The sequence below is a fragment of the Mycobacterium sp. 29Ha genome (assembly GCF_032883055.1).
Lineage (GTDB): Bacteria > Actinomycetota > Actinomycetes > Mycobacteriales > Mycobacteriaceae > Mycobacterium > Mycobacterium gallinarum.
Genome location: NZ_JAMQTI010000018.1, coordinates 1 through 14,427 on the forward strand (window position 1 = coordinate 1; position 14,427 = coordinate 14,427).

General features: G+C 67.8%; 15 protein-coding genes. 10 read left to right on the plus strand and 5 right to left on the minus strand.

Features of this window, described 5'->3' with window-relative positions; all coding sequences use genetic code 11:
- The first annotated feature begins 55 nt into the window (after positions 1-55).
- The gene (locus M1248_RS21850; RefSeq protein ID WP_317149706.1) at positions 56-460 is read left to right on the plus strand and encodes a DUF6319 family protein; all 405 of its coding nucleotides are present in this window, start codon (positions 56-58) and stop codon (positions 458-460) included.
- 547 nt (positions 461-1,007) lie between these two features.
- Entirely contained in the window at positions 1,008-1,310 is a 303-nt protein-coding gene (locus M1248_RS21855) for a hypothetical protein (protein WP_317149758.1), read from the plus strand.
- Here the strand turns inward: M1248_RS21855 and M1248_RS21860 are convergent.
- Genes M1248_RS21860 through M1248_RS21870 form a run of 3 tightly spaced genes read right to left on the minus strand, consistent with a single transcriptional unit; the run spans position 1,301 to position 3,372 of the window.
- On the minus strand, positions 1,301-2,215 hold the full coding sequence (locus M1248_RS21860) for an alpha/beta fold hydrolase (RefSeq protein WP_317149707.1): 915 nt from the start codon (positions 2,213-2,215) through the stop codon (positions 1,301-1,303). The two genes, M1248_RS21855 and M1248_RS21860, sit on opposite strands and share 10 nt — an antisense overlap.
- Before the next feature lie 9 nt (positions 2,216-2,224).
- Positions 2,225-2,833 (minus strand): DinB family protein, encoded by a 609-nt coding sequence (locus tag M1248_RS21865; protein ID WP_317149708.1) that lies wholly within the window; start codon positions 2,831-2,833, stop codon positions 2,225-2,227.
- A 2-nt stretch (positions 2,834-2,835) separates the two neighbouring features.
- On the minus strand, positions 2,836-3,372 hold the full coding sequence (locus tag M1248_RS21870) for a DinB family protein (RefSeq protein WP_317149709.1): 537 nt from the start codon (positions 3,370-3,372) through the stop codon (positions 2,836-2,838).
- A 62-nt stretch (positions 3,373-3,434) separates the two neighbouring features.
- Here M1248_RS21870 and M1248_RS21875 point away from each other — a divergent pair, with 62 nt between their 5' ends.
- Genes M1248_RS21875 through M1248_RS21885 form a run of 3 tightly spaced genes read left to right on the plus strand, consistent with a single transcriptional unit; the run spans position 3,435 to position 5,625 of the window.
- On the plus strand, positions 3,435-4,427 hold the full coding sequence (locus tag M1248_RS21875) for a YafY family protein (RefSeq protein ID WP_317149710.1): 993 nt from the start codon (positions 3,435-3,437) through the stop codon (positions 4,425-4,427).
- Positions 4,424-4,786, plus strand: a complete 363-nt coding sequence (locus M1248_RS21880; RefSeq protein ID WP_232076368.1) for a nuclear transport factor 2 family protein — start codon at positions 4,424-4,426, stop codon at positions 4,784-4,786. The genes M1248_RS21875 and M1248_RS21880 overlap by 4 nt, the downstream gene beginning before the upstream one ends.
- Complete coding sequence (locus tag M1248_RS21885) at positions 4,786-5,625, plus strand: oxidoreductase (protein WP_317149711.1); 840 nt, start codon at positions 4,786-4,788, stop codon at positions 5,623-5,625. Before M1248_RS21880 ends, M1248_RS21885 begins: the two co-directional genes overlap by 1 nt.
- Positions 5,626-5,629: 4 nt before the next feature.
- On the opposite strand, the gene M1248_RS21890 is transcribed toward M1248_RS21885, so the two are convergent.
- Together M1248_RS21890 and M1248_RS21895 are read right to left on the minus strand one after the other, a co-directional pair.
- Positions 5,630-6,442 carry a MerR family transcriptional regulator gene (locus M1248_RS21890; RefSeq protein ID WP_317149712.1) on the minus strand — a complete coding sequence of 271 codons (813 nt, stop codon included), beginning with the start codon at positions 6,440-6,442 and terminating at the stop codon, positions 5,630-5,632.
- 26 nt (positions 6,443-6,468) lie between these two features.
- Complete coding sequence (locus M1248_RS21895; RefSeq protein WP_317149713.1) at positions 6,469-7,020, minus strand: hypothetical protein; 552 nt, start codon at positions 7,018-7,020, stop codon at positions 6,469-6,471.
- 45 nt (positions 7,021-7,065) lie between these two features.
- On the opposite strand from M1248_RS21895, the gene M1248_RS21900 reads away from it, so the two are divergent.
- From M1248_RS21900 to M1248_RS21920, 5 genes are read left to right on the plus strand one after another with little or no spacing between them, the layout of a single operon-like run.
- Entirely contained in the window at positions 7,066-7,833 is a 768-nt protein-coding gene (locus M1248_RS21900; RefSeq protein ID WP_317149759.1) for an endonuclease/exonuclease/phosphatase family protein, read from the plus strand.
- Between the two features lie 17 nt (positions 7,834-7,850).
- Positions 7,851-12,032 carry an NEW3 domain-containing protein gene (locus tag M1248_RS21905; protein WP_317149714.1) on the plus strand — a complete coding sequence of 1,394 codons (4,182 nt, stop codon included), beginning with the start codon at positions 7,851-7,853 and terminating at the stop codon, positions 12,030-12,032.
- Positions 11,939-12,574 (plus strand): malonyl CoA-ACP transacylase, encoded by a 636-nt coding sequence (locus tag M1248_RS21910; protein ID WP_410506714.1) that lies wholly within the window; start codon positions 11,939-11,941, stop codon positions 12,572-12,574. The genes M1248_RS21905 and M1248_RS21910 overlap by 94 nt, the downstream gene beginning before the upstream one ends.
- On the plus strand, positions 12,574-13,485 hold the full coding sequence (locus M1248_RS21915; protein ID WP_317149716.1) for an ROK family protein: 912 nt from the start codon (positions 12,574-12,576) through the stop codon (positions 13,483-13,485). The genes M1248_RS21910 and M1248_RS21915 overlap by 1 nt, the downstream gene beginning before the upstream one ends.
- A 60-nt stretch (positions 13,486-13,545) precedes the next feature.
- Complete coding sequence (locus M1248_RS21920) at positions 13,546-14,415, plus strand: LLM class F420-dependent oxidoreductase (RefSeq protein ID WP_317149717.1); 870 nt, start codon at positions 13,546-13,548, stop codon at positions 14,413-14,415.
- The last annotated feature ends 12 nt before the right edge of the window (positions 14,416-14,427 follow it).

The following is a 14,427-nucleotide window of genomic DNA, read 5'->3' on the forward strand; positions in this document are numbered from 1 at the left end:
CCAAAACAGGCCTACCTCGACAGCAAAACCCTGCCACCTTCTTGACTCAAGACACATGTCCCTAGATACTCTGGCACCCGAAGCGCAGCCCACCAACTTCGACACGCCGGCGCCGGTGGTTCCGCCCGTCGTCGAAGAGCCCGTCGAGGAGAAGCCGAAGAAGGCCCCCGCCAAGAAGCCGGCTGCGAAGAAGCCGAAGACGCTGGAGCTGACGTTGACCGTTACCGGTACTGCCGACGGAGAATGGCGGGCCGAGCTGAAGCAGGGGACCACCTATCGAGCGCGGAATCTCGCGGTCGCGGCCGCAGCCGTCTCACGCGCCGCGAAGGAATTGCACGAGGATCTCTCGGCCCCGATTGACGAGCTGATCGAGGAGGCGCGCACCCAGCAGGCTGCCAAGGTCGCCGCCCTCGAAGCCGAACTGGAGGCGGCCCGCAAGGCCCTCGCCGAGCTGGAGTGAGGTCGCTCTGGGGGAGTATGTCGTGGTGCCAAGCTCAGAGCGACAGAGTCGCTGACGTTGATGGTGGCTGTAGTAGTTGAGCGACAAAGTCGCTGTGAGGTTGGCACACAGGCACATTGGTCCGGGAGAGGGCGCGTCTGAGGTGCCGGCTGGCGATCCGGGAGGGCCAGCGTGCCAGGGGGCTGGCGTGCACGGCTCTCGCGCTCCAGCGCGGTGAGATACCGCCGGGAAACGTGAGGTCCCTCTGGGGAGTATGTCGTGGTGCCAAGCTCTGAGCGACAGAGTCGCTGACGTTGCTGGTGGCTGTAGTAGTTGAGCGAGAAAGTCGCTGTGAGGTTGGCACACGGGCACATTGGTCCAGGAGACCGGCAAGCCGTGAGGCCGCGAGACCCGGAGCCGGGGTATCCCCAACGAAAAGTCGATCCACAGACGTCGCCTGTGTGCCTGCCGCAACGCCGCAGGTGTCTGACTCGACTGACAACGTCGCATCGTGGAGACCCAAGATTCGCGACGTCGAAAGGTGCTGCAGGGCATCGAGCTTCGCTACATGCTCACGGTGAACCTCGACATACACGGTCCAGCGTCGATCTTCGAGATGATCGAGCTCCTCGAGTACCAGGGCTTTGCGATCCCTGGACGGGCATCGAAATCCGTGTCAGATGCACTGCGATGGGAAATGCGCCGCGGCCGGGTCCGTCGGCTCCGGCGCGGCGTCTACGGCCCCGGGCTGATGCCGCGCTCCACCGAGCACCACATCCACAAACGAGCCGGCGCGCTCCGTGACGAAGCCGATCGAAGCATGGGTCGTGACGACGACGCCTTCTGGGCCGACACGCCCGACTATTCCTGAGGCGCCGCGGCCGCGAAGTTCTCCGTCAACGCTTCGGCGACCGGACGCCAAACCGGCTCGGGCAGATCGTGTCCCATGCCGTCGACGACGACATAACGAGCACCGTCGATGATGCGCGCCAGGTTGCGCCCATTGCGTGGCCGCACCATCGGATCTTCCGAGCCGTGGATCACGACCGTCGGCGCCACGATGCTGCGCGTGTACCGAATCAAGCTCCCCGTGCCCAGGATCGCGTCGAACTGCCGCAACATGCCCTGCGGGTAATCGCTGCGCGCCCGCAGATCCTCGACCCGTCGCCGCAGCTGTTCAACGGGCGGAAGGAAATTCGGGCCGTTGATGATCGAGATGTTGCGTACCTCCGACGCCAGCCTGTCCTCCCACGGCGCGTCCTTGCCCGGTCCGCCAAACGCCAGCTTGATGACCCGCCACCGCGGCAGCGCCGAGAACGCCCTGCCCGAACTCGACATGACGATGCCCAGCGAGCCCACCCGGTCGGGGTGATTGCCCGCGAGCACCTGCGCGATCATCCCGCCCATCGACGCACCGACCACGTGAGCGCGCTCGATCTGCAGAAAGTCCAGCAGCGCCTTCGCGTCGTCGGCCATATCGACCAGCGTGTACGGGACCGCACTACCCCGACCGACCGCATAACGCGCCACGCGCCGATACACCGATCCCGCGGCGCGGTGGCCGGTCATCTTGGTGGACAACCCGATGTCGCGGTGGTCGTACCGGATGACCCGATAGCCGCGCCTGACCAACTGCTCGCAAAAGCCGTCCGGCCACATCGGCAGCTGCGCGCCCACTCCCATGATCAGCAGAACAGGCGGAGCCGCGGAGTCGCCGAGATCCTCGTAATAGAGCTCGACTTCCCCGCAGACCGCCGTCCCACTGCGCGTGTGCATCCCTCGAGACTAGGTCGCGGCGTCCTGGCGCGGCCTCCACCGCTTGATGAAGTCGGTCTCCGGCCATCCCTCGTTGGCAGCCATCAGCTCGTACATCGTTGCCTTGTCGATGCTTTCGCGAATGATGTCGGCGTGCCCGGCGTGGCGTGCCAGCTCCTCGATGAGATGCATGGCCACCCAGCGCACCGACCAGTTGTCGATGTCGTGCGGAAACCACGGCACCTCATGCGGGACGGGAACCGGTGCATCGAGGTCGGCTTCGGCGAAGACGCGTAACGTCTCGGCGTTTTGCCTGGCCAGCTCGCTGAGGAGGTCGGCAAGAGTTTCGTCGTCGCGCATCACGTACTGATCGGCATACTCCGCCATGATCTCTTCCATCGGGCGATCGTCGCGCGGTGGCATGTCCGGCGCCGCGGACGCTCGTCCCACCCAACCCTTCTGGACGTTGGTGGCGTGCTTGATCAGTCCGCCGACCGACAGCGCGCTGACAGACGGCGTCGATCGCGCCTGCTCGTCGGTCAAGCCGTAGGCCGCCGAGACGAACGCGTTTTGGTTGAACCGCAGGAACTCGATCAACGTCTGTCGCTCGTCGGCAGCAGGTGGAGGCATTCCTGGCATCGCTACTTTCCCTTCGTGGTGGTGTGGGCGTAAAGATCTCGGATACAAGCAATTTCGGCGCCGTGGTGGATGACCTCGCGGTTGATGTGCAGAATAAGCGTGGCCATCGGATAGTCGGCGTACGGCCCCTCCGCCGGACCACACGGCCGCCACAGGTCATCCTCGGACAGCCCGCGCACACCCTCGGCCCACACTCGATACTGCTCGTCGAGCTGACCAAGCGCCGTCGCGGCGTCAGTGGCGTACGACCAGGTCTCGTAGCTCGCCTCGGGCGCGCCGAAATGGCTGTGATTGCGCACGGCGAAGACGCCGACGATCACGTGCGCGAGCCGCCACGCGATCGTCGTGAACGGCGCCGGCTCCGGTTCGGGATACGCGAAGTCCACCCCGCCGTCCGGGTGCACGGTCCAGCAGTCCGGCACCGGCTGCCAGAAGTACTCGTCATCGGTCAGCCCTTCCAACCGCGGACGCAGTGCCTGCGTCCAGTGGAAGTCGAGCTGGAACGCCAACTCCGTGGTCATGTTCGTCGTCATGTTCATACGATTACCCTGAATCACATATAGGACAGTTTCGGTCCTATAACTACGACAGAGTCGACGACATGGCGGAAACGACCAGCAGGGTGCTGCAGCTTCTGGGGTTGCTGCAGTCGCGCCGGGTATGGACCGGCGAAGAACTCGCCGAGCGACTCGGCGTGACGACCCGCAGTGTCCGCCGCGACGTCGACCGACTGCGCGACCTGGGCTATCCGGTGCACGCCAGCAAGGGCCACGGCGGGGGCTATCAGCTGGGCGCCGGCGCCGCATTGCCTCCGTTGCTGCTCGATCCCGACGAGGCCGTCGCGATGGCCGTATGCCTCCGGCTCGCGGCGGGCGGCACGGTCGCCGGCGTCGGCGAGTCCGCCCTGCGGGCGCTGAGCAAGCTCGATCAGGTGATGCCGTCGCGGCTGCGGTCTCAGGTCGCCGCGGTGCACGACGCCACCGTCACCCTGACCTCGCCGTCCTCCACCGAAGCCGTCGAACCCGACGTCCTGATGACGATGGCGCGCGCGTGCCGCGACCGAGAGCACGTGAGCTGCGGCTACGTCGACATTCGCGGCAATGCGACACAACGACGCCTGGAGCCGTACCAACTGGTGACCACCGGCAGACGCTGGTACCTGCTGGCCTACGACCGCGACAAGCAGGACTGGCGCAGCCTGCGACTCGACCGCATGGCCGACGTCCGCGCGCTCGGCAGCACGTTCACCGCCCGCGACGCACCTGATGCCGCGGCATACGTCCAGAAGTCGATCAGCAGCTCGCCGTACCGCTATGTGGCGAGGGTTCGCTTCCACGCGGCCCAAGAGGCCTTGGCGCAACACTTCTCACCGGCATCGGTGACCATCGAACCCGACGGTCCCAACACCTGCATCGTCACCACCGGCGCCGACGACCCCGAACGGATGATCTTCTACTTCGCCACCGTCGGCCACGACTTCGAAGTTCTCGAACCGCCCGAGGTGGTCCGCGCGGTCGATGTCGTCGCGCAACGACTGCGCCGTGCCGCAGGGCTTGACTCTCTCCCTGCGGGAGACCCCACCGTTGAGGCATGAGAATCGACGAACAACAGATGACGACGTCGTGGGACGAATTGCCCGCGACCATCACGACCTACCTGACCGCGCACGAGGCCAAAGACGCCGCCACGGCCATCAAGACGTTCGCCGCCGACGCGGTCGTGACCGACGAGGGCCACACCTACCGCGGCATCGACGAGATCCGCGGCTGGCTCAACAGTGCCGGAACCGAGTACACCTTCACCACCGATTTCGTCGGCGCCACCACGCTGGATCCGGCGCGCATCGACGTCGTCCAACACCTGGAAGGTGACTTCCCGGGTGGCGTCGCCGACCTGCATTTCCGGTTCACCACGGACGGTGCACTGATCAGCCGACTGGTGATCGAGCCCTGATGTCGAAGACATGGTTCATCACCGGTGGCACGCCTGGCGGGTTCGGCATGGCCTTCGCCGAAGCTGCGCTCGAGATCGGCGACCAAGTCGTGCTCACCGCACGCCGTCCCGACGAATTGCGTTCGTGGACAGAGGCTTACGGGGAACGCGCATTCGTCGTCCCACTCGACGTCACCGATGCCGGGCAGGTTCAGGAGGCGATACGCGCGGCCGAGGAGCATTTCGGCGGGATCGACGTGCTGGTCAACAACGCCGGCCGCGGCTGGTACGGGTCGATCGAGGGCATGGACGAGGCCGCCGTGCGCGCGATGTTCGACCTGAACTTCTTCGGCATGCTCGCGGTCATCCGGGCGGTTCTGCCGGGTATGCGAGCCCGCGGCAGCGGCTGGATCGTCAACATATCGTCGGTCGCGGGTCTGCTTGGCGCGACTGGATTCGGCTACTACAGCGCCTCCAAGTTCGCCGTCGAGGCCGTCACCGAGGTGCTCCGGGAAGAGGTTGCACCACAGGGCATCCGCGTGATGGCGGTCGAACCGGGAGCGTTTCGCACGCGGGCCTATGCCGGCTTCGCCGACGAGCCGATCACCGAGACCATCACCGAGTACAGACCCATGTTGGAGCAGGTGCGTCAAGAGTTCATCGACCAGAACGGCGTGCAGCCCGGCGATCCGCGACGCGGCGCACGCGCGGTGATAGCGGCCATGACCCAAGACTCGCCGCCCCGACGACTTGTTCTCGGCAGCGGCGGGTTCGACGCCGCGGTCGCCGCCATCGAGCAGAACCTGGCTGATATCCGATCGAGCGAAACACTCTCGCGCGGAGCTGATTTCCCCCGCTAGGACGTCACGCCTGGGCGAGCCGGAACACCGGCCAGCCGATCTCGGTGCGCCACTGTGCCGGGTCGGCGGTGTCGCGTGGCCCCACCGTGTAGACCTCGTGGATGGGACCGTCCACCGCCAGCGCGTGCGTAACCACCCAGGTCCCGAGGCGACCGTAGGTGACATTGATGTCATCGTGCGGCCCAGGATGGACCGTCACGGCGAGTTCGGCGGCGGGCAGCTTGACGACCTCGATTCGGCCGGAAGGGCGGGGTGCTCGAACCGGCCGGTAGACGGCCATCGTCCCGGCGCCCTCGGTGAACAATTCGTTGGCGAAATGCCCGCCGGGCGGACCCGTCCGCTCCGCCGACGGAAACGCCGCGTCCAACTCGGCCATCGCGGAGTCGTACCACTCGAGTGAATCATCGAGCTGCACATGATCTTTGATGGCCACGACAGTGCGTGCTGGTTCGGCTCTCAACTCAATACCGAACTCGTCGGGATCGGGACTCAGTAGCCGGCGCAACGAGGTCACGGCCGCCTGGGTGCGGTCCAGCTCGGCTTCGAGGCGCTGCAGATGACCCGCGATCACGCCGGCTCGCCGCTGCGGATCGTCGGCGGCGAGAATGGACTCCACCTCGGCCAGCGGCACGTCAAGCTGTCGCAACTGGTGGATGACCTGAGCGGTCGGGATCTGCTCGGGCGCGTAGTACCGGTAACCGGTAAACGGGTCGACGGTGTCCGGCTCGAGGAGTTTGGCTGCGTGGTAGCGCCGCAACGTGCGCACGCTCAGCCGCGTCAGCGTCGCGAATTCGCCGATGGTCAGACCAGAGCGCATGTGAGTGAACTTAGCCTCGACCACCGTCAAGCCGTCAGGTCGAGGCGATCGGCGAGGAACAGGAACGCCATCGCGAAGTCGTTGTCCTTCGTCGCGATTCGCAAGTGGTCCCAGTCGAGCTGTTCGCGGACCGCGCGCACGCCGGGCAGTAAGGCCGCGAAATCACAGTTGTGTTCGTTGAGGGCGTTGAGTTTCTCGGTGACGACGCTGGTCGGCGCGAGCACCCGCATCCTGACCGCCAACACGTCGTGCTCCGCTGCGTCCTCGATCGCCTGCGCCTCGACAGGCACACCGTTGAGACGGTGCAGCACGTCGATGACGAAGTCATCGCCGACGCATGCCTTGAACAGCCAGTCCTCAGGCGTTCGCTCGATGTTGAATCCAACGTCCTCCAGCGTGGCGGCCGCCTTCTCGGTGTCCAGCTCGGCGACGACGAAGTCCACGTCGTGCACGGGTTCGGGACCGCCGAACACCCACAGCGCGTAGCTGCCGGCCAGCGCGAAATCCGGGCCCTGGGCGCGCAGGGCCGATGCGGCACGTTTCAGTGCGTCGCGCAGGTCGTCATTTCGTGCGGGCACGTTTCTCCTGATCGGCGGGGGACCATTACGGGTATGGGAGTACCCATGCGGATGGCCACCTTCAACATCCTGCACGGACGCAGCGTTCACGACGGGCTGGTGCACCGTGACCGGCTCGTCGACGCGATCCGGGAAATCGATCCCGACATCCTGGCCCTGCAGGAGGTCGACCTCGACCAGCCCCGCTCCGGAATGGCCGATCTGACCGCCGTCGCCGCCATGGCCATGGAGGCGACGAACCATCGGTTCGTCGCCGCGATCGCGGGTACGCCCGGCGCGACGTGGATGGCCGCGACGGGTGGCGAGCAACCCGGCACCGCCGCCTACGGCATCGCCCTGCTGTCGCGGTATCCCGCCGACGCGTGGCAGGTGGTTCGACTGCCGCGAATTCCGATGAAGTTCCCGATGTACCTGCGGGGACCCAACCGTGTGCAGGTCGTCAAAGAGGAGCCCAGGGCGGCGGTTCTCGCCCGGCTGGACACCCCCGTCGGCCCGCTCACCGTCGCCAACACCCACCTGTCGTTCGTGCCCGGCTGGAACCGGCGGCAGCTGCGCCTGCTCATGCGCGACCTGCACGGCTTCCCTGGCCCGCACGTGCTGATGGGCGATTTGAACATGGCGCCGGCCAAAGCCGGGCGGTTGAGCGGGCTGCGTGCGCTCGGCGAAGCGCCGACGTTCCCGGCCGACGCGCCCGAGACACAACTCGACCACATCCTGACCGACGACGACGGGTTGCGCGTGGAGCGCTGCGTTGCGCCGAGGTTGTCGATCTCGGATCACCGTGCGCTCGTCATCGACATATCGAGGCGCTGACGCCGTAGGGTTCTGGGGTGCACGTGATCTCCGCGGAGTCGACGGAGCTCTTCACAGGGCCGTCGCATGCGCCGCAGCAACTGGTGCGCGTCGCCTACACCGACGGCGGCGGGAACGTGCGCATCGAAGGCGACGGTCTGACCGGGCGCGCGCAGGCCGGTCCCGGCGACGGCATCAGCGAGGTGCCCGTCGTGGTGACCGATCCGAAAGTCGGCGAGCAGCGCGACGCGCGGGTGATCGCGGGGGACAGCATCACCGGGTTCGCGTTCACCGTCGCCGAGCCCGGCTGGACGATGCACATGATCAGCCACTTCCACTACGACCCGGTGTGGTGGAACACCCAGGCGGCCTATACCAGCGTGTGGACCGAAGACCCGCCCGGGCGCTGCCGGCAGACCAACGGCTTCGACCTCGTACGCGCCCATCTCGAAATGGCACGCCGCGAACCCGAATACAAGTTCGTGCTCGCCGAGGTCGACTACCTCAAGCCGTTCTGGGACACCCACCCCGAGGAGCGTGCCGACCTGCGCAGGTTCATCGCCGACGGCCGGGTCGAGATCATGGGTGGCACCTACAACGAACCCAACACGAATCTGACCAGTCCCGAAACCACGATCCGGAACTTCGTTCACGGCATCGGTTTTCAGCGCGACATCCTGGGCGCCGACCCGGCCACCGCATGGCAGCTCGACGCCTTCGGACACGACCCCCAGTTCCCGGGCATGGCCGCCGACGCCGGGCTGACCTCCAGCTCGTGGGCGCGCGGCCCGCACCACCAGTGGGGCCCGATGGCAGGCGGCGGCGACCCCGAACGCATGCAGTTCAACAGCGAGTTCGAGTGGATCGCTCCGTCGGGGCGCGGACTGCTCACCCACTACATGCCAGCGCACTACGCCGCGGGGTGGTGGATGGATTCGGCGGCGACGCTCGAGGAGGCTGAGGCCGCAACGTACGAATTGTTCACGGGACTGAAGAAGGTGGCGCTCACGCGCAACGTGCTGCTGCCCGTCGGCACCGACTACACGCCGCCGAACAAGTGGGTCACCGAGATCCACCGGGACTGGAATGCGCGCTACACGTGGCCGAAGTTCGTGTGCGCGTTGCCCAACGAGTTCTTCGCCGCGGTGCGCGACGAGCTCACGGAGCGCGGGGTCGACGCCTCACCGCAGACGCGCGACATGAACCCGATCTACACCGGCTGCCACGTCTCGTACATCGACACCAAACAGGCCAACCGGGCGACTGAGGACGCGGTACTCGACGCCGAGAAGTTCGCGGTGTTCGCCGGTCTGCTCGGCGGTGCGACGTACCCCGAGGCGACCCTGGCCAAGGCGTGGGTGCAGCTCGTCTACGGCGCACACCACGATGCGATCACAGGCTCGGAATCCGATCAGGTCTACCTCGACCTGCTGACGGGGTGGCGCGACGCGTGGGAACTCGGTACGACGATCCGCGACAACGCCCTGGCGCTGCTGTCGCGTGCCGTAGACGGAAGCGTCGTCGTCTGGAACGCGTTGGCGCACAAACGCAGTGACATCGTGACGGCCCGGTTCGACGAGCCCGTCGGCCCCGGTGTGCAGGTGCTCGACTCCGACGGCGCCGAGGTCCCCGTCCACGTCGAACACGGGGGACGGGTGGTCCGCTGGCTCGCGCGTGACGTGCCGTCGCTGGGGTGGCAGTCCTACCGACTGACACCGGGATTGGGCTCCGACGACTGGAAGCCGCTGGACGGGAACGAGATCGGCAACGGCCACTATCGTCTTCGTGTCGACCCCGACCGCGGCGGTGGGGTGATCTCGCTAATCGAGACCGCCTCCGACCGTGAACTGATCGCCGCCGGGAAGGTCGGCAACGAACTGGCGGTCTACGACGAATACCCCGCGCATCCCGAGGCCGGCGAAGGCCCATGGCATCTGCTGCCGAAGGGGCCCGTCGTCTGCTCGTCGGCGGGCCGAGCCGAGGTTCAGGCCTACCGCGGCCCTCTCGGTGAGCGGCTGGTCGTCACCGGCCGCATCGGAGTGCTGCTGCGCTACAAGCAGACTCTGACGTTGTGGCGAGATGTTGCGCGGGTCGAGTGCAGCACCACGGTAGACGAGTTCACCGGTGAAGACCGCCTGCTGCGGTTGCGCTGGCCGTGTCCGGTGCCGGGTGCGCTACCGGTCAGCGAGGTCGGAGATGCGGTGATAGGGCGCGGGTTCGGCCTGCTGCACGACAGGGGCGAGGAGTCGGCCGTCGACGCCGCTGTGCATCCGTGGACTCTGGACAACCCGGCGTACGGCTGGTTCGGCCTGTCGTCTGCCGTGCGGATCCGGGTCGGCGACGGTGTGCGCGCGATATCGGTGGCCGAGGTCATCTCCCCGAGGGAGTCCGCGTCGGCACCGCTGGCGCGCCCGCTGATGGTCGCGCTCGCACGCGCGGGCGTCACCGCGACGTGCAGCGGCGCCGACCGCCCGCGCTACGGCGACCTCGGCGTGGACTCCAACCTGCCGGATGCCCGCATCGCACTCGGCGGGCCTGACGAGAATGCCTTCACCGCAGCGGTTTTGGCTGATGCCGACGCGGCCTACCGCGAAGAGCTTGAGCGTCAGTTGCAGGCGAACGGCCGGGCCAGGGTCTGGGTGCCCGCCACCGCGCCGCTTGCCGACCATTGGGTGCCGGGCGCGGATCTCCGACCGGTGCGGGCGCTGCCGGTACTCCTCGTCGCCGGATCGGAACTCGAGGTCGCCGTGGAGTCGCTCGTCGAGGACCTCGCCGACTTCGAGATCGCCGTCGACCAGAACGCGCCCGCCGGCCTGCAACCGTTCGAGGCGCGTACCGTCGCGGTGCTCAATCGCGGAATGCCGGGATTCGCCGTCGATTCGGACGGCACGCTACACACGTCGCTGATGCGCTCGTGCTCCGGTTGGCCGTCGGGAACCTGGATCGACCCGCCGAGGCGCACCGCACCCGACGGGTCCAACTTCCAGCTCCAGCACTGGACGCACACGTTCGAATACGCGGTGGTCTCCGGCGACGGCGACTGGCGCGACGCCGCGATCCCGGCCCGCAGTGCGGAGTTCTCCCGCCCACCCCTGGCGGTAACCGAGAACACCAGCGCCGCAGGCGGTTTGCCGCCGTGGGGCTCGCTGTTGGAGATCGAGCCGGCGGGCGTCGTGCAGCTCGGTGCATTGAAGGCGGCGGGCAACCCGGTGGCGGCGGGCAGCGGCAGGCACGTCCATCCCACCGACGGTGTCGCGGTACGCCTGATCGAAACCTCCGGTGCGGCAACCCAGGTGGAAGTGCGGTCGGGCCTGCGCCGCGTCTCGGCGGCCGCCCGTGTCGATCTACTCGAACAGCCCAGGGTCCAGCAGCTGTCTTCGGAGCAACTCGCCCTGCATGGATTCGAGATCGCCACCATCCTGACCCGGCTGAACCTGCCAAAGGTTCTGGACGCAGACCACACGGTCCTGGGGCCCGATGCGGAGGCCGCGCAACCGCTGTACGCACGGTACTGGCTGCACAACCGTGGGCCCGCGCCGCTCGGCGGCCTGCCCGCCGTCGCACACCTGCATCCGCAGCACATTGCCGTCGAGCCGAATTCTGATGGGCAGCTGCGGCTTACGATCGCCAGCGACTGCAGCGACACGGTGCTGCACGGCCACGTGCGGCTATTGTGCCCGGACGGCTGGACAACCGATCCGCACGAGCTGCCGTTCATGCTGCCACCGGGTGAGCACCTCGCGACCGATGTGGTCGTGAGCGCGCCGCCCACCGTGCCACCGGGCCTGTATCCGATCAGGGCGGAACTCGCACTGACCGGCAACCATGTCGCGATGCCACCGTCGTGGCGCCAGGTGGTCGAGGACGTGTGCGTCGTATCCGTGGCTGCACCGACCGAGGACAGACTGCTGCGGATCGTGGCCGACCCGCAGCCCGTCGACATCAAGGCCGGCGAACGCGCCACGCTGACCGTCGGCGTCGCCACCGACGCATACGCAGACCTCGCCGTCGAAGCGCACCTGATCAGCCCGTGGGGAACGTGGGAGTGGATCGGGCCCGGCGCGACCGGCGTCGAACTGGCGGCCAGAGGCACGGTCGAACTCAGCTTCGACGTGACGCCGCCGGCGTGGCTGGAGCCCGGCGAATGGTGGGCGCTGATCCGTGTCGCAGGCGCCGGTCAGCTGCTGTACACGCCGGCGGTGAAGGTGGCGGTCCGATGACCGCCGCGATCGTCGGTGGGGTGCCCGTGCCGGTGCACGACGTGGACGCACGCGAGGCGCGGCTGCGGTCGTCACGTTTGGCGTCGGCGCTTCCGCGGCCCGGCACCAGCGAGGGACGGCAGCTAAGGCGTTGGCTGACACAGCTTCTCGTGACCGAACGCGTGGTTGCTGCTGAGGCCGACGCTCGCGGGCTCGGCGCCGACGGCGCGCCGACCGAGGACGATCTGCTGCCGGACATGACCGCGCGACTCGAGATCGGCAGCGTGGCGGCGGCCATCCTCGGCGACCCCCTGGCGCGAGCGCTGTTCGTGAGGGTCACCGAATCCGTCGACGTGACCGACGAGGCCGTCGCGGCGTATGACGCGCGGAACCCGTCACGTTTCCCCGACACCGCACACGTCGCCGAACACCTGCGCGCGGTGGCTCGGCGTCGCGCGTTCCGGCTGTGGCTGGATGCCCGGTGCGCCGAACTCGTCGAGTTGGCGCCCGGCTACGAACATCCCGGTGATCCCCGCCAGCCCGACAACACCCACCGGCACTGATGACCCTACCGACACTTGCAATCGACATCGGCGGAACGAAGATCGCCGCCGGACTGGTCGACGCTGACGGCGCTCTGGTCCACCAGGCGAAGCGCCCGACGCCCGACGGCGATGCCGAGGCGATCTGGGCAGTGGTGGAATCGCTTGTCGCCGAGTCACTGTCGACGGCCGGCGGCGCGGTGGGTGGCGTCGGCATCGCATCCGCCGGCCCGATCGATGTGCCCGCCGGCACCGTCAGCCCGATCAACATCACCGAGTGGCAACACTTTCCGATCGTCGACCGGGTGGCCGCGATGGTCGACGCACCCGTGCGGCTGGGCGGCGACGGACTGTGCATGGCGATGGGGGAACGCTGGCGCGGCGCGGGCCGCGACGCCGAGTTCTTGCTCGGCATGGTGGTGTCCACCGGTGTCGGCGGCGGGTTGGTACTCGACGGCGCGCCCTACGACGGTCGCACCGGCAACGCCGGACACGTCGGCCATGTCGTCGTCGACCCCGAAGGTCGACCGTGCGCGTGCGGCGGTCGCGGGTGCGTCGAGACGATCGCCGGCGGCCCACGGATGGCGCAATGGGCCAGGGAGCAGGGATGGAATGCGCCCGTCGACGCCGACGCCAAGGAACTGGCCGACGCCGCGGCCGCGGGCGATGCGGTGGCGTTGCAAGCGTTCACCCGGGGTGCGACGGCCGTCGCCGCGATGATCGCGTCCGTCGGCGCGGTCTGCGACCTCGACCTCGTCGTCATCGGCGGCGGCGTCGCCAAAGCGGGCGCACTGCTGTTCGACCCGTTGCGCGCGGTGCTCGACACCTACGCAGGACTGGACTTCATCCGCGATCTGCGCGTGGTGCCCGCCGAACTCGGCGGCGACGCCGGACTGGTCGGCGCCGCGGCGCTGGTGATTTCGGCGCGCTGACGCACCACCGCGGTCGGTTTGCGCGCCGGATTCGTGAGATTTGCGTGGGAAGGTGTGCAGATGCGTGTCGGAGTGGTGTTCCCCCAAACCGAGCTGGGCGGCGACGTCGGTGCGGTGCGCGCGTTCGGGCAGGGAGTCGAAGCGCTGGGGTATGACCATCTGCTCGCCTACGACCACGTCTTAGGGGCCGACCCGGCCGTGCACAAAGGGTGGAGCGGGTACTACGACGTCGACACCACATTCCACGAGCCGTTCGTGATGTTCGGATACCTCGCGGCGGCCACGACAACTCTCGAATTCGTCACCGGCGTCATCATTCTCCCGCAGCGCCAGACCGCACTGGTCGCCAAGCAGGCCGCCGAAGTCGACCTGCTGTCGCAGGGCAGGTTCCGACTCGGTGTCGGAATCGGTTGGAACGCCGTCGAATACGACGCACTGGGTGAGGACTTCAGGGTCCGCGGGGCGCGCTCCGAGGAGCAGATTGAACTCATGCGACGGCTGTGGACCGAGCGCAGCGTCACGTTCGAGGGCAGATTCGACACGGTCACCGGTGCCGGCTTGTCACCGCTTCCGGTGCAGCGGCCGATCCCCGTATGGATCGGCGCCGCGTCGGCGAGGGGCTACGACCGGATCGGGCGTTTGGCCGACGGTTGGTTTCCGATGACGGGTCCGGGGCCACAGCTCGACGAGGCCCGCGCGGCGGTTCGGGACGCGGCGGTCGCCGCGGGACGCGATCCCGCTGCGCTGGGGCTGCAAGGTCAGGTGAGGAGCTCGATCGAGCCGGACGCGGTGGCTGCCGAACTGGCCGCGTGGGCCGATGCCGGCGCGACCCACGTGGCCGTCAGCACGATGGGCCATGGGCTGGCGACCGTCGACGACCACCTGGCCACTCTGGCGGCCCTCGCCGAGGTGACTGCTGCGCGCTCGTAGCCGGTGAGCGAC